This window comes from Ruegeria sp. BF10 (assembly GCF_056538725.1).
In genome coordinates, this window is the sequence record NZ_JBQFTR010000001.1 from 379158 (window position 1) to 396686 (window position 17529).

Consider the following 17529-nt stretch of genomic DNA (forward strand, 5'->3'; position numbering starts at 1 on the left):
GGGAGGGGCAAATGGACATGACGCGTGTGGCCGAACAGGGGCTTGTGCTTCTGGGGTGCGGAAAGATGGGGTCCGCAATGCTGGCGGGATGGCTGGAACACGGCCTCCCGCCAGCGTCCGTTTGGGTGATCGATCCGCACCCATCCGACTGGTTGAAAGCGCAGGGCGTCAACATCAACACACCCCTGCCCGAAGCCCCCGCCGTGGTGTTGGTCGCGGTCAAGCCGCAGATGATGGGCGAGGCATTGCCCGCCATTCAGGCGCTGGGCGGTGGCAGCACGCTGTTTGTTTCGGTCGCGGCGGGCACCTCGATTGCCACCTTCGAATCCGTTCTGGGCAGCGATACGCCGATCATTCGCGCCATGCCCAACACCCCCGCCGCCATCCGTCAGTGCATCACCGCGCTGATCGGGAATTCAAACGCATCCCCTGATGATCTGACGCTTGCGGAAAACCTGCTCTCGGCCATTGGCGAAACGGTTCTGTTGACGGATGAGGCGCAGATGGATGCGGTCACCGGCCTCAGCGGATCCGGTCCTGCCTATGTGTTCCATCTGATTGAAACGCTTGCCAAAGCAGGCGAGGCGCAGGGTCTACCGCATGACCTTGCGATGAAACTGGCCAAATCCACGGTGGCCGGGGCCGGAGCGCTGGCCAAGGCCGCAGACGAGGATCCGTCTCAACTGCGGATCAACGTGACCTCGCCGAACGGCACGACCCAGGCCGCGCTTGAGGTGCTGATGCATGAAGAACGCGGTTTCCCTGACTTGCTGCACCGTGCCGTCAAGGCCGCAACCGACCGATCCAAGGAGCTGTCACGTGAGTGAGATTTCTTTCGACGACTTTCTCAAGGTCGATATCCGCGTGGGTGAGGTGATCCGCGCCGAACCTTATCCCGAAGCCCGCAAACCCGCGATCAAGATGTGGATCGATTTCGGTGATGAGATCGGTGAACGCAAGACGTCGGCCCAGATCACCGCGCATTATGATCCATCGACTCTGGTGGGCAAACAGGTCATGGCCGTGGTCAATTTCCCCCCTCGCCAGATCGGCAGGTTCATGTCCGAGGTTCTGGTGCTGGGTCTGCCCGATGAAAACGGCGAGATTGTTCTGATCGGCCCCGACGGCCGAGTTCCGACAGGCGGGCGGATGCACTGATGAAATTGCTGATCACGCGCCCGATGACGCCGGCAGTCGAGGCCCGCGCCCGCGCCGCGTTCGACGTAGAGATTCGCAAAGATACGGCGCCCATGTCGCGACAGGAAATGCTGTCGGCTCTGACGGATTTCGACGTGGTCGTGCCCACGCTGGGCGATCAGTTTTCGGCTCGGATTTTTACGGATGCAGGCGCGCCTCGGTGCAAGCTCCTGGCCAATTTCGGCGTCGGCTACAACCACATCGATGTCGAGGCGGCGCGCGCAGCAAGCGTCGAAGTGACCAACACGCCCGGCGCAGTCACCGACGCCACGGCGGATATCGCCATGACCCTGCTGTTGAGCACGGCCCGGCGTGCGGGCGAAGGCGAACGGCTGGTCCGCGCAGGCCAATGGCAGGGTTGGCATCCCACGCAGATGCTGGGCCATCATGTCACGGGCAAACGCGTCGGTATCGTCGGGATGGGCCGTATCGGGCAGGCCATCGCGCGCCGGTGCCATTTCGGTTTCGAAATGCAGGTGGCCTATCAATCCCGAAGCGCCAAGCAACTGGACTTTCCGGCCGAGTTCACACCTGACCTTGAAACACTCGCCGCGTTGGTCGATTTCCTTGTGCTCGCCGTTCCCGGCGGTGCAGAAACCCGACACCTGATCGATGCGCAGGTTCTTGAGACGATGAAACCTTCGGCCATTCTGGTCAATATCGCGCGGGGCGAGGTCGTGGACGAAGCGGCCCTGATCGCGGCGCTGCAATCGGGTCAGATTGCCGGGGCCGGGCTGGATGTCTACGAGTTCGAACCCGAAGTACCCCAGGCCCTTTGTGAAATGGAAAACGTCACCCTGCTGCCCCATCTGGGCACGGCCACCGAAGAGGTGCGCAGCAGCATGGGACACATGGCCCTGGATAACGTGGTGGCCTTTGTGGCGGGCGAGGCGTTGCCCAACCCGGTCTAGTCGCCCACCGCCTCGCGCCAGTGTTTGCGGCAAAGCGAAACATAGGTCTCGTTGCCACCGATCTGCACTTGGGCACCTTCGGTGATGGCCTTGCCGTTTTCGTCCTGACGTATCACCATCGTGGCCTTGCGCCCGCATTTGCAAATGGTGCGGACTTCACGCATCTCATCGGCCAGCGCCAGCAGCGCCGCTGATCCCGGAAACAGCTTGCCCTGAAAATCCACCCGCAGCCCGTAGGCCAGCACCGGTACGTCCAGATCGTCGACGGCGCGCGCCAATTGCCAGACCTGCGCTTCGGACAGGAACTGGGCCTCGTCGATGAACACGCAGGTTACGGGACCTTCGTTCAGACGATTTCGGATCATCGCAAAGACGTCGTCGCCGGGCGTGAAGGTATCGGCCTTCTCCGAGATGCCGATGCGCGATGCGATCCGTCCGGCACCCGCCCTTCCGTCAATGGCTGCGGTCATCAGGTAGGTCTGCATCCCGCGCTCGCGATAGTTGTGCGAGGCTTGCAGCAACACGGTCGATTTCCCCGCGTTCATGGTTGAATAGTTGAAGTACAGCTTTGCCATGACGCGGGTCTAAAACGCTTGGGGAAAAGGAACAAGATATCAATCGTTTTGATGGAGCGACGTCGCCGTTGCGTTCGCAGAGGCCGAGCTACGCTCTAGGGGATGGAACCCCCACATCTGCAACAGCGACGCCGTCGGCCAACATGTGGCCAAAACGGAGCAAGGCTCAACAATACCGCCCTGCAATTACTCGTTACCGGCTTGAACTGCCGCCACTCACTCACAAAATCCCCCGCATATCTGAGGGATAGCCAATGTATGACATTTCAATTATGACTTGGTTATGGGAAATTTACCCACGCTTTCCCCCGTTTGGACATCGGGCAGGCGTTTGCAGGTAACAAAGGTAAAACAATGGCAGATATCGGGGCCTATCTGAAAAAACACACAGAAGCGCTGGTCAAAGATGTTGGAATCGAAGCCGCGTGCGAGATTACCGGGAAATCCAAGGCCACTTTGGGCCGGTATTATTCCGACAATGCCGAACACGCAGACAGGTTCATGCCCGTGGATGCGGTGGCCCGCCTTGAAAACGCGGCGACTTACCCGCATGTGACGTCGGCCCTGGCGGATTTGAAAAACATCACGTTGTCCTACAGCGACCGCAATACTGAAACACCGCGCACCGGTGGTGTGAATTCGGATGTCATCGCACTCAGCCAAAGATTCGCAATGCTGATGACCGAATATCAGGCCGCAATCGAAGACGGAATCATCACGGTCAACGAAGCCAAGCGGCTGCTGAAAGAAACCAGCTTGCTGCAACAGGTTCTGATCGAGATGAAGCTGCATCTGGAAGAAGAAAGCGTCAGCTAGCCGGGATCCGGGAGCCGTTGCGCCCATGACTGGCCACATTCCGCCTGTGCAGCCCAACCGGTTTCATGCGCGAGAAGGCAGAAACGCTGACTGTGTTTTTTGCCTCAATTCAGTCACGTCTGTCCTTTAAGGTCCGTCGCGGGTAAGAGCGTCAAGGGCAGAGGACCATGCAGAATTCGCAGGGAACATACAGTCTTTTCGCAGACCGTGTGGTTCTGCGATTTTTTGTATGCGCCTATGCGGCCCTTCTGGTTCTTATGGCCCTGAGAGGTCATCAGGAAGGCTCTGATGACGTAATGCGCTGGGTGGTCGTGCAGGATCTGTTGCAGGGGCAGGGCTGGTTCGACAGCCATCAGTATCGGCTGGGCCCCGAGGGCGGTACGTTGATGCATTGGTCCCGACTGATCGACGCGCCGATTGCCTTGCTCTACGGAACATTCGGGTTGGTTTTGCCGCCCGATATGGCCCTTCAGGTGACGGCTTTCGTCTGGCCCTCACTGTTGGCGGGTCTGACCTTGTGGGCCTTTGCGGTGACGGGCAGCGTTTTGGGCGCGCGGGAAGGTGCTGTTTCGGCGCTGGTTGTGGGTGTGTTGGCGCTCGAACACTCGCGGAAGTTCGACTATTTTTCGTTTGATCACCACAATGCTCAGATTCTTCTGTTCGCCACGGCCCTGATGTTGTTCGCATTGCGCAGGGACAAACCATATGCCGGATGGTTGTTGGGTGCCTGCCTGGCGCTTTCGGTATCGATAGGCACCGAATCGATATTGCAGATCGCACTCGTCGCCGTGTTTTTTGCCATTGACTGGATCGTCAACGGCGACCCGGCCCGTCGCCCGACCATGGCGTTTGGCGTCGGGTTGGTCCTGACGCTTGTACTGACCAGCCTCGCAACAACCGGACACCAGGCCTTTCTGTTTCCAAGCTGTGACGCCCTGACACTCAGTGTGGCGTTGCCGGCGAGCGTTGCCGCGGTGGGTCTTTGCATTGCGGCCTGGATCGGGTCTGGCTGGTCGCTTTGGGGCCGCATCGGCGCATGTGTTGCGGTCGGAGTGGTGACATTGGCCTGCGCTTACGGTTTCGCCCCGCATTGTCTCAGCAACCCGATCGAAGCCCTGCCTCAGGACATGCGCGACTACTGGCTGAGCCAGGTGGCGGAAGCCCAGAAGATCAACGTCATTCTGCAACTGCACCGGGGCGAAGCGCTGGCCCTGATCGCAATGTCGATCCTGTGCATGGCAGCCGCCCTGATTTTTGCAGTCAGATCCCCGTTCAAACTGGAATACGCCCTGTTTCTGGCCCTGATCGTGACCGGCCTGGTGGTGTTCCTCTATCAGTCCAGAATGATGACATTCCTGGGTGTTTCGCTGGTGGCCGTCCAGGCGCAGATCCTGCGTGTCCTGTACACCTCTTATGCAAGCAGTCGCCGCGCGTTGTCAGGGCTTGCGATGGTTGCTTTCATCCTCTGCATCTCGCCGAAAACCGGGGCCAGTATCGATGAGCAACTGGGGCGCTTTGCCGGGCCGTCCCTTGCCGCATCCGCGATGCCGGCCCGACAGTCACAGCAAAACTCGGGCGCATCCTGCAAAACGCCCCAAGCCTATGCGGCCCTGCGTGATCTTCCAGCCGGAAGAGTTCTTGTTGATTTCGACTTTGCCGCAAACGTTCTGCGCCATACCGACCATTCCGTTCTGGCGGGCAATTACCATCGGAATCAGGCTGGAATTCTGGCGCAGATCGAACTGTTCCGCTCGGACGCTTCTCAGATCGGATCACGTCTGACCGAGCTGGATGTGGATTACGTCATGCTCTGCACGTCCGCGCCGCGTGCCGAATTCTGGTCCTGGGCCTCACAGGGTCGTGGTTTGCAATCGCACTTGGTTGCAGGTGAAATCCCTGGCTACCTCACGCGGGTACAAACTACGGAAGATGCGGCGTTCCAGGTCTTCAAAGTGACGGCGGCACGCTAGGCCGGACAGAACCGGCCATCAGGCGTGGCGTTTCACGATCACCGACCCAACGGAATACCCGGCGCCGAAGGAACAGATCAGGCCAAGATCCCCTTCCTGCAAGTCGTCGGAATATTTCGAAAACGCGATGATCGACCCCGCAGATGACGTGTTGGCATAATCCTGAAGGATGTTTGGTTGCTCGCCCGGTTCGGGTTCGCGGCCCAGAACCTTCTTGCCGATGAAGTCATTCATCGTCTTGTTGGCCTGATGCAGCCACAGGCGTTTCAGATCAGAGTTTCTGACCCCTTCGGCATTCATGTGGTCGCTGATATGTTTGCTGACCATCGGCAGTACCTCTTTGAATACTTTCCGACCGTTCTGCATGAACTGCATGTCACGCCGGTCGGTCAGCCCGTCAGGGCGCGAGCGGCGCAGAAATCCGTTGTTGTTGCGGATATTGTTGGAAAACGCCGTGGCGCAACGAGTCGACAAGATCTCGAAATGCGGGCCTTTGGCGTCTTCGATCCGTTCGATCAGCGTCGCTGTCGCCACATCGCCAAATATGAAATGGCAATCACGGTCGCGCCACTCCAGATGGCCCGAGCAGATTTCGGGGTTCACCACCAACGCCGCACGCACCGATCCTGACCGCACCATATCCGCCGCAGCCTGAATGCCGAACGTGGCCGACGAACAGGCGACGTTCATGTCAAAGCCGAACCCGTCGATCCCCAGTTCCTGCTGAATTTCGATCGCAATTGCCGGATAGGCGCGCTCGTGGTTCGAGGCCGCGCAGATCACCAGATCAACATCTTCCGCCGTGCGCCCCGCCTGTGCCAGCGCCTTGTTGCAGGCGTCCACCGCCATTTCGGTCATGATGCCGGGTTCATCATCGCTGCGCTGCCGCAGCATTGGATGCATCACGTCCGGGTCCAGCACGCCGCTCTTGTCCATCACGTAACGGTTCTCGATCCCCGATGCCTTGACGATGAACTCTTCCGATGAATGCTGCATCGGCTCCATCTGTCCGGCGGCGATGGCTTCGGCATTCTTGGCGTTCTGCTTGTCGGCATAAGCGTTGAATGCCTCGACAAGCTCGGCATTGGTGATGACGTTCTGAGGCGTGAAGACACCGGTACCGGTGATGGCGGGGGTATACATGGCGAGCCCTGAATGTTTCGGATTTGCCCAAAATGCAGTCACGGTGTGATTTGATCAAGGTATGTTGACCTAAGGGAATGCGCGCAACGCGGCAGTTTCATATCTTGAATAGTTCAGAAACTGAAGTATATGACGCCCCAACGCGCGCGGAGATCCCCCATGCCCGACGATATCAGTACCAGACTTGGCCGCCTCAGCCCCGAGATTCAGGCGATCATGGGGGTGTATGCCCTGTACTGGAAACTGGAAGAGACGTTTGACTGCATCGAGACCGACCTGAGCCACCCTGAATGCCACATGCTGATCAAGCTGGATCAGCCGAAACGCATGGGGGTCCTGGCTGCGGATATGCTGAGCGTGCCGTCCACAATCACCGCCACCGCGGATTCGCTGGAAAAAGCAGGCTATCTGACGCGCGAGCGTGACCCAGAAGACCGCCGCGCCTGGTTGCTGGTGCTGACCGAGCAGGGTGAAGAAGCCCGCAACATGCTGGTGGCCGAGGCCGGGGACCTGTTTCACAGGGCCTCGGGCCTGAACGACGAAGAAACAGCCGAATTCGCGCGACTGGCGCGCAAAATCCGTGACAACGTTTTGAAAACGGGAATTCCCGAGGGACTGAAGAAATGAAACTCCTGAGCTCTCTGGGCCTTGCACTGGCCGTTCTGGCAACTCCGATTGCCGCTCAAGATACTCCGAAACCGGTCAAGCTGATGCAGGTGCGCGAAACGGCGCCCGGTTTCACCCGCCAGTTTTTCGGCCGTGTTGCGGCACGGCAGACGGTCGATCTTGCCTTTCAGGTCGCGGGTCAGATCGTCGAGATGCCGGTCAACGAAGGGTTTGTCATCCCCAAAGGCGGCCTGATCGCGCGACTGGATCAGGAGCCATTCGAACTGCGGCTTGAGCGGGCGCGGCTGCAAAAGGAACAGGCCGACCGAACCGTCGCGCGCCTGTCGCGTTTGCGTGGCACCACGGCCAGTCAGGTGGCGGTCGATGACGCAGAGACCGAAGCGCAACTGGCCGCAATCGCTCTGCGCGACGCGGAATACGAACTGGAACACGCAACACTGACCGCACCATTTGACGCGCTGGTTTCCAGCCGCGCGGTCGAAGCTTTCACCACCGTATCGGCAGGCACGCCCATCGTCCGCATTCACGACATGTCCGAATTGCGCATCGAGGTCGACGTTCCCGAGATCCTGTTCCAACGCTCGGGCCAGAATGACGACATCACCATCACTGCCAAGTTCCCGGTAAGTGATGAAGTCTTCCCGTTGGAAATTCGTGAATTCGACGCTGAAACCTCCAGCGTCGGGCAGACCTTCCGCATCCAGTTCGGCCTGACCCCGCCCGAGGGGTTGCAAATTCTTCCCGGCTCGTCCGTCACCGTCAACGTAAAGGTTCAGGATGACCGCACAGGCATCGTTGTGCCAGCGACGGCCGTTGTTGCTGATGCAACAGGCGAGCTGAGCGTCATGGTGTTCTCGCCCGCTGGTGCGGATGAAGGCACGGTCCGCCGCGTTCCGGTGACGATTGAGCCCACGCAGACGGGCGATGTTCGGGTGTTGACGGGCTTGTCCGACGGTGACGAAGTTGTTGTGGCTGGCGGCGCCGTGCTGACAGACGGTCAGCCCGTGCGCCGGTTCACCGGCTTCGCGAACTGAGGGGCTGACAGATGAACATCGCGCGCGCCTCGATTGATCGACCGCTTTACACATGGCTGATCATCCTTATCGCTCTGTTTGGGGGCATCTGGGGGTTCACGTCGCTTGGTCGTTTGGAAGACCCGGCTTTCACCATCAAGAACGCGGTCATCGCCACGCAGTATCCCGGTGCGACGGCGGAACAGGTGGCGCTGGAAGTGTCCGAACCCCTTGAATCCGCGATCCAGCAGATGGGCGAGGTGGATGTCATCACCTCGGTCAACCAACCCGGACAATCGCTGATCGAAGTAGAGATCAAGTCGACCTACGACGGCACCGAACTGCCCGATATCTGGACCCGCCTGCGGGCCAAGGTGCGTGATGCCGCCCGGGGGCTTCCGTCGGGTGTCAGCCAACCTTACGTGAATGACGGGTTCGGTGATGTGTTCGGCCTGTTCTATGCGGTGACCGCCGAAGGGTTCTCGGACGCCGAAAAGCATGAACTGGCAACGTTTCTGCGTCGGGAACTGCTGACCGTGGACGGCGTTGCCGATGTCGAGGTTCAGGGCCTGCCGGACGAGGCGATTTTTGTCGAACCCGACCTGGCGATATCGGTGAACCAGAACGTCCCGCTGCAAGCGATCAACGAAGCCATAGCCAATGCGAATTCGGTGAATTCCTCGGGGTCTTTGCGGTCTGAAGATACCCGCACCACCATTCTGACGGCCGAGGGTTCGGACAGTGTCTCGGCCATTGCGGGCCTGTCTGTCGGCTCGCAAGGGCAGGTGATCAACCTGTTCGACATGTCCGACGTCTATCGCGCGCGTCAGAACGATCCGGACATCATGATCCGCTTTAACGGGACCGAAGCCTTTACCCTCGGCATCGCCGGTCTGGCGACGGAAAACATCGTCGAGGTCGGCAAACGGGCTGACGCCAAGTTCGCCGAGCTGGATGCGAACATCCCCTTCGGTGTCGATATTCTGCCGATCTATCAGCAGCATGTGGTGGTCGAGCAGGCCTCGAACGACTTCCTTGTCAATCTGGCCATGTCAGTGGCCATCGTGGTCGCCGTGCTGGGTATCTTCATGGGGTGGCGCGCGGCCATCGTCGTTGGTTCGACCCTGTTGCTGACCGTGGTTGGCACGCTTCTGTTCATGGCGCTGTTCTCGATCGAGATGGAACGGATTTCCCTGGGTGCGCTGATCATTGCCATGGGTATGCTTGTGGACAATGCCATCGTGGTGGCCGAAGGGATGCAGATCGCGATGCTGCGTGGAAAACCTTCGCGGGATGCGGCTGAAGATGTGGCTTCAAAAACCCAGATCCCCCTGCTTGGGGCCACCGTGATCGGCATCATGGCCTTTGCCGGGATCGGGCTCAGCCCGGATGCGACGGGCGAGTTTCTGTTTTCTCTGTTTGCGGTGATCGGCATTTCGCTGCTGCTCAGCTGGATATTGGCCATCACGGTCACGCCCTTGCTTGGGCATTACTTCTTCAAGCAGGGCAAGGAAGGTGAGATCGACGCCTACGGGGGCATCCTGTTCCGCGCATATGGCGCGATCCTGCGTTTTGCGCTGCGCTTCCGGTGGCTGGTTGTTGCGGGTCTCATCGGCGTAACCGCAGCGTGTTATGCCGGGTTCGGGCTGATGAAACAGCAGTTCTTCCCCAATTCGAACACGCCTTTGTTCTTTGTGCATTACAAGCTGCCTCAGGGCACGCCGATTGCCCGCACGGCACAGGATATGGCGGTGTTCGAAGATTGGCTGACCCAACGCGATGACGTGGTTTCAGTCACGACCTTCGTCGGTCAGGGGGCAACCCGGTTCATGCTGACCTATTCGGCGGAAAAACCGAACCCGAGCTATGGTCACATGATCATCCGCACGGAATACCTGGAGGATATCCCGGCCTTGCAGGCGGATCTGGAAGCGTTCGGGTCCGTCCAGTTCCCCGAAGGAGAGTTCGGAACCAAGCGTCTGGTCTTTGGCCCCGGCGGCGGCGATCCGATCCAGGCCCGGTTCTCGGGCAGCGATCCGGTGGTTCTGCGCCAGCTTGCGGACCAGGCCGTGCAGCGCATGTCGGCGGCGTCACCCAACGCGCTGCTTGTCCATCATGACTGGCGCGAACAGGAACTGGCGGTGCAACCGATCTATGCCACGGAACGGGCGCAGACCGCGGGTGTCACGCGCGAGGATATTGCGGCCACGCTGCAATTTTCGACCGACGGCATCACCGGCGGCGTGTTCCGCGAACGGGATCGTTTGATTCCGATCATCCTGCGCCGACCGGCTGATGGAGATTACTCGATTGTCGATCAGGTGGTGTACTCGGATCAGTCCGGGAAATTTGTACCAATCGAACAGATGGTCGATGGATTCGAGTACAAATCCCTCAATACGCTGGTTCACCGTCGCGACCGTGTTCTGACCATCACCGTCGGCGCGGACATCCCGCCCGACCTGACGGCTGCGCAGGTGCATGCCGAAGTGCGGGACGCCATCGAGGCAATCGAACTGCCACCGGGCTACAAGATGGAGTGGGGTGGCGAGTTCGAAAACTCGCGCGACGCGCAGGAAAGTCTGGGCAAGCAACTGCCGCTGAGCCTGCTGATCATGGTGCTGATCTCGGTTCTGCTGTTCAACGCGATCCGTCAGCCGATCATCATCTGGCTGCTGGTTCCGATGTCGGTCAACGGCGTGGTCATCGGCCTGCTGGGAACAGGTTTGCCCTTCACCTTTACGGCCCTTCTGGGTCTGCTCAGCCTGTCGGGCATGCTGATCAAGAACGGTATTGTTCTGGTCGAAGAGATTGACCTTGTTCGCGCCACGGGCAAACCCCTGCGCGAGTCCATCGTCGAAGCCTCCGTCTCACGTTTGCGTCCTGTTATGCTGGCGGCCATCACGACCATTCTGGGTATGGCGCCTTTGCTGACGGACGCGTTCTTCGTCTCGATGGCGGTGACGATCATGGGCGGGCTGGCTTTTGCGACCGTTCTGACCATGGTCGCCGCGCCGGTGTTCTACCTGCTCTTCTTTGCAGGCGATGAAAAACGCGAGGCACAGGCAGTCTGAAAACGGTCTGTGACCGGGTCCGGGCTTGATCGGACGGACCCGGTTGGATCAGATCAATGGGACAAACGGAACGTCACAGGCAGCCAGTGCGGTGAAGATTGCGAGAACCAGAAATGTGCGCATTGTTTCATTCTCCTTATGCCTGAACGAAATGCGCGCCCGTTGAGTTCAGGTCAACGGGCGCGCATCTTTTCGTTCATTGATGAGCCAATTGTGGCTCAGGCGGGTTATCCCTGTAGCGACTTCACCTCGACATCCTCTTCGGCCTGCGCCTTGATCGCCAGCGCGGCAGCGTGGCTTGCAGCGGCGGTGGTGTAGTATGGGATCTTGTCATAAAGCGCGATGGACCGGATGGCCTTGCTGTCCTCGACCGCCTGCGCGCCTTCGGTGGTGTTCATCAAAAGCTGCACCTGACCGTCTTTCAGCATGTCGACCACGTCCGGGCGGCCCTCATAGACCTTGTTGACCACGTCGCAGGGCACACCCTGTTCCGCCAGCCAGCTTTGCGTGCCGCGGGTGGCGACCAGCGTGAAGCCTTGTTCGACCAGAACCTGTGCGGCCTCGAGCATCGCCGCGCCCTTGTCGGCATCCTTGATCGAAATGAAGGCCCGGCCCGAGGTCGGCAGGACCATGCCCGCGCCCATCTGCGCCTTGAGGAAAGCGCGCGGGAAATCGCGGTCCCAGCCCATGACCTCGCCGGTCGAGCGCATTTCCGGACCCAGGATGGTATCGACGCCCGGGAAACGGGCGAAGGGCAGAACCGCCTCTTTCACCGAGAACCATGGCATATCAGGGTCGGCCAGCGTCATCTGATCGGCGATCTTGGTGTCGTCCACGGTCTTGTATGGCGGGCGCTGCGGAAAACTTGCCAGCTTTTCGCCCGCCATGACGCGCGCGGCGATGGACGCAATCGCGCTGTCGGTGGCCTTTGCCACGAACGGCACGGTGCGCGAGGCGCGCGGGTTCACCTCGATCAGGTAGATCTCGTCATCCTTGATCGCGAACTGGACATTCATCAGGCCGACAACGTTCAATGCCTTGGCCAGCTTGAACGTCTGATCCTTGATCTGCGCGATGATCTCTTTCGACAGCGAATAGGGCGGCAGCGAACAGGCCGAGTCGCCCGAATGCACGCCGGCCTCTTCGATATGCTGCATGATACCGGCCACATGCACGTCGGTGCCATCGCACAGCGCGTCCACGTCCAGCTCGACCGCGCCGGCCAGATAGCTGTCCAGCAGAACGGGGCTGTCGCCCGAGACCACCACGGCTTCGTTGATGTAGCGTCGCAACTGATCCATATCGCGCACGATCTCCATCGCGCGGCCACCCAGAACGTAGGAGGGGCGGATCACCAGCGGAAAGCCGATCTCTTCTGCAATCTCCAGCGCCTGAGCGTCGGTCGAGGCGATGCCGTTCTTGGGCTGTTTCAGCCCCAGTTCATTGACCAGCGCCTGAAAACGTTCGCGGTCTTCGGCCAGGTCGATCGCGTCGGGCGTGGTGCCCAGGATCGGGATGCCCTCGGCCTCGAGCGCATTGGCCAGTTTCAGCGGTGTCTGTCCACCGAACTGAACGATCACACCGTGAAGCGTGCCGTTTTCCTGTTCCTTCGTCAGGATTTCCATGACGTGTTCAAAGGTCAGCGGCTCGAAATACAAGCGATCCGAGGTGTCATAATCGGTCGAAACCGTCTCGGGGTTGCAGTTGATCATGATGGTTTCATACCCCGCTTCGGTCAGTGCGAAGCAGGCGTGGCAGCAGCAATAGTCGAACTCGATGCCCTGACCGATGCGGTTTGGGCCGCCGCCAAGAATGACGACCTTTTTGCGGTCGCTCGGGCGCGCCTCGCATTCGACCTCGCCCATCATGGGCGCTTCGTAGGTTGAATACATGTAAGGCGTCTGCGCCTCGAACTCGGCTGCGCAGGTGTCGATGCGTTTGAACACCGCTGAAACGCCCAGATTGCGGCGCGCACGGCGAACGTTGTCTTCGTCGCGGCCCGTCAGCTTGCCCAGACGCGCGTCGGTAAAGCCCAGCATTTTCAGCTTGCGGATACCGTCCTCGGTGACGGGCAGGCCGTCTTTGCGTACCTGACGTTCGGCCTCGATGATCTCGCGGATGCGGGCCAGGAACCACGGGTCGAACTTGGTGACACCGAATATCTCGTCATCGGTCAGGCCATGGCGCATCGCTTGCGCAATGGTGCGCAAACGGTCCGGTGTCTGCTGGCTGATCGCCTTGATCACGGCGGCCTTGTCATCGGCTTCGTCCCACAGGCCCACGTTCAGGCCGGGGATTTCGATCTCATCAAATCCGGTCAGGCCCGATTCCATCGACGCCAGCGCCTTTTGCATCGATTCGTGGATCGTGCGGCCGATCGACATCGCCTCGCCCACCGACTTCATCGCGGTGGTCAGGTAGGGTTCCGAACCGGGGAATTTCTCGAACGCGAATTTCGGAATCTTGGTGACGACATAATCGATGGTCGGCTCGAAGGATGCAGGCGTGACCTTGGTGATGTCGTTGTCCAGCTCGTCCAGCGTGTAACCAACGGCCAGCTTGGCTGCGATCTTGGCAATCGGGAAACCGGTCGCTTTCGATGCCAATGCAGAAGACCGGGACACGCGCGGGTTCATCTCGATCACGACCATGCGGCCGTCATCGGGGTTGATCGCCCATTGCACGTTCGAACCACCGGTTTCGACGCCGATCTCGCGCAGAACGGCAATCGATCCGTTGCGCATGATCTGGTATTCCTTGTCGGTCAGCGTCAGGGCAGGGGCCACGGTGATCGAGTCACCTGTGTGCACGCCCATCGGATCGACGTTTTCGATGGAACAGACGATGATGGCGTTGTCAGCGGTGTCGCGGACCACCTCCATCTCGTATTCCTTCCAGCCCAGCAGGCTTTCATCGACAAGGATCTGATTGACCGGCGAGGCATCCATGCCCGAGCGGCAGAAATGGATGTAATCCTCGCGGTTATAGGCCACACCGCCACCGGTGCCGCCCAGCGTAAAGGCGGGGCGGATGATGGCGGGCAGGCCTATTTCTTCCAGCTCATCAAGCGCCATCTGCACACCGGCATCCAGATCGGTGGTTCCGTCCTCGCGCTTGGGTGCGGTTACGATGGTCGCTTTCGGGTTTTCCAGCCCCAGCCGATCCATCGCCTCGCGGAACAGCTTGCGGTCCTCGGCCATTTCGATGGCCTCGCGCTTGGCGCCGATCATCTCGACCCCGAATTTCTCCAGCACGCCCATCTCTTCCAGTGCCAGCGAGGTGTTCAGGCCGGTCTGTCCGCCCATGGTGGGCAACAGGGCGTCAGGGCGTTCTTTCTCGATGATCTTGGCGACCACTTCGGGTGTAATCGGCTCGATATAGGTGGCGTCTGCCAGACCGGGGTCGGTCATGATCGTCGCCGGGTTCGAGTTCACCAGAATGACCCGGTATCCTTCCTCTCGCAGGGCCTTGCAGGCCTGAGCACCGGAATAGTCGAATTCACAGGCCTGACCGATAACAATGGGGCCCGCCCCAATGATCATGATCGACTGGATGTCGGTTCTTCTCGGCATGGCCTTGTTCCTTCGATTGTCCGCGAGGCATTTCAGCGAGTCGGGGCACCGCCCCAGCGCCCAAATTGTCCTGCGTTATAGGGACCGCGCGAAAAGGTGCAAGAGGTATCGGAAACAGGGGCGAAATTGCCGCTTTCCCCTCTTTCACTTGGCAGAGTATTCTCTATATGGCCCCTCACGGCAAATGAGGATGCAAGTGCGTATTCGTTTCGATCAGGGACCGGCCGGGCGAGGAACCCGGTTTCAGCGTCCGTCTCAGGTGATCCGCGCGGATGTGGCGGAGGACGTGCCCCAGGCTCTGGCGGCGCTGGATGAGGCGCGCGCAGACGGTGCCTGGCTGGCAGGGTATGCCAGCTACGAACTGGGCTATGCGCTCGAGCCCCGGCTCAACGGTCTTTTGCCGGAAGACCGCCGCCTGCCTTTGTTGTGCTTTGGGGTTTACGATGCGCCGGATCGGGTCGCCCTTCCGTCGCCTGCGGGTGAGGTGGGCGCATTCCGGCCCCGCTGGGATGAAGCGCGGTATGGCAAGGCCTTCAGGGCCGTGCATGACGCCATCGGTGCCGGCGACATCTATCAGGCCAACCTGACCTTTCCGATTGACCTGACCGTCTCGGGCATCAGCGAAACGCTCTATGCCGCGCTGGCGGCGGGGCAGCCAGTGGGCCACGGAGCACTGGTGCAACAGGATGGGCTGCCCGATCTGCTCAGCCGCTCGCCGGAATTGTTTTTCCGAACGGATGAGGCGGGAAAGATCGAAACCCGACCGATGAAGGGCACGCAACCGCGCAGTGAAGACCCGGATGAGGACGCGCGCCGCCGGGCTTTTCTGAGTGCGGACGAAAAGAACCGGGCCGAGAACCTGATGATTGTTGATTTGCTGCGCAACGATATCAGCCGCGTCGCGCTGCCCGGATCTGTTCATGTGCCTGACCTGTTCCGGGTGGAAACCTATGCCACCGTACATCAGATGGTCTCGCTGGTGCGGGCGCAGCTGCACAAATGCGTTGGGTTGGGTGAAATACTGACCGCACTGTTTCCCTGTGGATCGATCACCGGAGCCCCCAAGATCCGCGCGATGGAAATTCTGGCGGAACTGGAGCCATGGGCGCGCGACATCTATTGCGGAACGATTGGTTGGGCCGCGCCTGATGGTCGGTCCGAGTTCAACGTGGCCATCCGCACCTTGATGCTTGAGGATGATCAGGCCACTCTGAACGTAGGCGGCGGTGTCGTTTGGGACAGCACCGCCCCGTCAGAGTATGAGGAGGCGTTATGGAAAGCCCGCTTCGCCCGCCAGCTGAACCTGATTTCAGCCTGATCGAGACACTGGCCTTCCGGCCGGATCAGGGCTTTGTCAGGCTGGACCGCCATCTTGCAAGAATGGCCCGCACTGCGCGGGTGTTCGAGATTCCTTTCAATCCGGATGAAGCGACCGCCCGGCTGAAAAGCGCCGCGTGTGACACCCCGCTGCGTTGCCGCCTTACGCTGGATGTGTCGGGCTCGATCGATCTGACAACCGGCGACCTGGTGGACAATCCCGGGATCTGGCGCGTCGCTCTGTCAGATCAGCGTCTGGCTTCGAATGACCTTTGGTTGCGTCACAAGACCACGCGCCGTGCGCTCTATGATTCCGCGCGCGCCGCACTGCCCGAGGGGGTGGACGAGCTGTTGTTTCTGAATGAACTGGATGAACTTTGTGAGGGTACCATCACGAACCTGTTTCTGGAAATGCCTGATGGTCGGGTTCTGACGCCCGCTTTGTCCTGTGGGCTCTTGCCGGGGATACTGCGCGAAGAACTGCTGGAAAACAAAGCGGTCGCCGAAGCCGTGCTGACCTTGACCGACCTGAAAAATGCGCAAACTGTGCGGATCGGAAACTCACTGCGCGGACTGATCGAGGTGGAGCTGATAGACGGGTGACAAAAAACAGCACGATGGTCGGACCGCCGGTTGCATTGCGACGGCTGCGGCTGGAATTTGGCATGTTCTATATTGGATTGCCGTTGCTGATCGCGGTTCTCTTTCCACCGAACTGGATGTTTCCGGCCCTGTTTGCACTGACCGGGCTTGGTATCGTGCTGCTGCACCGGACGCCCGGGTTTCAATGGGCCGAGCTTCGTTACGGCTGGGCCAACTGGACCCTGCGCGAGTTGGCTCTGTTCTCTGCCACCGTTTCTGCCTTTTGCGTTGGGCTGATTCAGATCACGCGCCCGGAAGCCGCGTTCTTCCTGCTGACGCACCGCCCCGAAATGCTGGCGCTCATCTGGGTCGGCTACCCACTGTTGTCAGCGCTGCCACAAGAACTGCTGTTCCGCCCTTTGTTCTTTCGCCGCTATCACGCGATCCTGCCGGATGGGCGTGCGGCCTATCTGCTGAACGCGGCCATATTCTCGTTCGCACACCTTATGTACTGGAGCTGGATCGTCGCCCTGATGACATTTGTCGGCGGGCTACTGTTCACCTGGGCCTACCGGCAGCGCGGGTCATTCTTCTATGCGGTACTGCTGCACGCGATTGCCGGCAATATCATCTTTGCGGTGGGGCTGGGTGTCTATTTCTACTCAGGCAATGTGCAAAGGCCGTTTTGAAAGGGCGACCCGCCTTGACTTTCCGGGTCTGACAGGGTGTATC

General features: G+C 60.0%; 14 protein-coding genes. 11 read left to right on the top strand and 3 right to left on the bottom strand.

Annotation, left to right across the window (positions count from 1 at the left end):
• Nucleotides 1–11: 11 nt before the first annotated feature.
• The 3 genes from proC to ACR0DJ_RS02010 are packed head-to-tail and all read left to right on the top strand — an operon-like array spanning nt 12 to nt 2108.
• Entirely contained in the window at nt 12–827 is an 816-nt protein-coding gene (gene proC, locus ACR0DJ_RS02000; protein WP_425078828.1) for a pyrroline-5-carboxylate reductase, read from the top strand.
• Nucleotides 820–1158 carry a tRNA-binding protein gene (locus ACR0DJ_RS02005; protein ID WP_117867910.1) on the top strand — a complete coding sequence of 113 codons (339 nt, stop codon included), beginning with the start codon at nt 820–822 and terminating at the stop codon, nt 1156–1158. The genes proC and ACR0DJ_RS02005 overlap by 8 nt, the downstream gene beginning before the upstream one ends.
• Nucleotides 1158–2108, top strand: coding sequence for a 2-hydroxyacid dehydrogenase (locus ACR0DJ_RS02010; RefSeq protein ID WP_480683694.1), 951 nt, complete (start codon nt 1158–1160; stop codon nt 2106–2108). The genes ACR0DJ_RS02005 and ACR0DJ_RS02010 overlap by 1 nt, the downstream gene beginning before the upstream one ends.
• On the opposite strand, the gene ACR0DJ_RS02015 is transcribed toward ACR0DJ_RS02010, so the two are convergent.
• A complete protein-coding gene (locus ACR0DJ_RS02015; RefSeq protein WP_480683695.1) occupies nt 2105–2683 on the bottom strand; it encodes a thymidine kinase in 579 nt (192 codons plus the stop codon). The genes ACR0DJ_RS02010 and ACR0DJ_RS02015 overlap by 4 nt on opposite strands.
• Before the next feature lie 354 nt (nt 2684–3037).
• Between ACR0DJ_RS02015 and ACR0DJ_RS02020 the strand changes: the two genes are divergently transcribed.
• Nucleotides 3038–3499 carry a hypothetical protein gene (locus ACR0DJ_RS02020; protein WP_257599271.1) on the top strand — a complete coding sequence of 154 codons (462 nt, stop codon included), beginning with the start codon at nt 3038–3040 and terminating at the stop codon, nt 3497–3499.
• 167 nt (nt 3500–3666) lie between these two features.
• Nucleotides 3667–5469: a hypothetical protein gene (locus tag ACR0DJ_RS02025; RefSeq protein WP_480683696.1), complete on the top strand. Its 1803-nt coding sequence runs from the start codon at nt 3667–3669 to the stop codon at nt 5467–5469.
• An 18-nt stretch (nt 5470–5487) separates the two neighbouring features.
• Here the strand turns inward: ACR0DJ_RS02025 and ACR0DJ_RS02030 are convergent, their stop codons facing one another.
• Nucleotides 5488–6612, bottom strand: a complete 1125-nt coding sequence (locus ACR0DJ_RS02030) for a beta-ketoacyl-ACP synthase III (RefSeq protein ID WP_480683698.1) — start codon at nt 6610–6612, stop codon at nt 5488–5490.
• A gap of 159 nt (nt 6613–6771) precedes the next feature.
• On the opposite strand from ACR0DJ_RS02030, the gene ACR0DJ_RS02035 reads away from it, so the two are divergent.
• The 3 genes from ACR0DJ_RS02035 to ACR0DJ_RS02045 are packed head-to-tail and all read left to right on the top strand — an operon-like array spanning nt 6772 to nt 11326.
• On the top strand, nt 6772–7239 hold the full coding sequence (locus tag ACR0DJ_RS02035) for a MarR family winged helix-turn-helix transcriptional regulator (RefSeq protein ID WP_170346078.1): 468 nt from the start codon (nt 6772–6774) through the stop codon (nt 7237–7239).
• Entirely contained in the window at nt 7236–8273 is a 1038-nt protein-coding gene (locus tag ACR0DJ_RS02040) for an efflux RND transporter periplasmic adaptor subunit (protein WP_480683699.1), read from the top strand. Before ACR0DJ_RS02035 ends, ACR0DJ_RS02040 begins: the two co-directional genes overlap by 4 nt.
• 11 nt (nt 8274–8284) lie before the next feature.
• On the top strand, nt 8285–11326 hold the full coding sequence (locus ACR0DJ_RS02045; protein WP_480683700.1) for an efflux RND transporter permease subunit: 3042 nt from the start codon (nt 8285–8287) through the stop codon (nt 11324–11326).
• A gap of 227 nt (nt 11327–11553) precedes the next feature.
• On the opposite strand, the gene carB is transcribed toward ACR0DJ_RS02045, so the two are convergent.
• Entirely contained in the window at nt 11554–14898 is a 3345-nt protein-coding gene (carB, locus tag ACR0DJ_RS02050; RefSeq protein WP_425078820.1) for a carbamoyl-phosphate synthase large subunit, read from the bottom strand.
• Nucleotides 14899–15088: 190 nt separating this feature from the next.
• On the opposite strand from carB, the gene ACR0DJ_RS02055 reads away from it, so the two are divergent.
• From ACR0DJ_RS02055 to ACR0DJ_RS02065, 3 genes are read left to right on the top strand one after another with little or no spacing between them, the layout of a single operon-like run.
• Nucleotides 15089–16216 (top strand): aminodeoxychorismate synthase component I, encoded by a 1128-nt coding sequence (locus tag ACR0DJ_RS02055; protein WP_480683701.1) that lies wholly within the window; start codon nt 15089–15091, stop codon nt 16214–16216.
• Complete coding sequence (locus ACR0DJ_RS02060; RefSeq protein WP_480683702.1) at nt 16171–16818, top strand: aminotransferase class IV family protein; 648 nt, start codon at nt 16171–16173, stop codon at nt 16816–16818. Before ACR0DJ_RS02055 ends, ACR0DJ_RS02060 begins: the two co-directional genes overlap by 46 nt.
• Complete coding sequence (locus tag ACR0DJ_RS02065; RefSeq protein WP_480683703.1) at nt 16815–17486, top strand: CPBP family intramembrane glutamic endopeptidase; 672 nt, start codon at nt 16815–16817, stop codon at nt 17484–17486. Before ACR0DJ_RS02060 ends, ACR0DJ_RS02065 begins: the two co-directional genes overlap by 4 nt.
• Nucleotides 17487–17529: the final 43 nt, after the last annotated feature.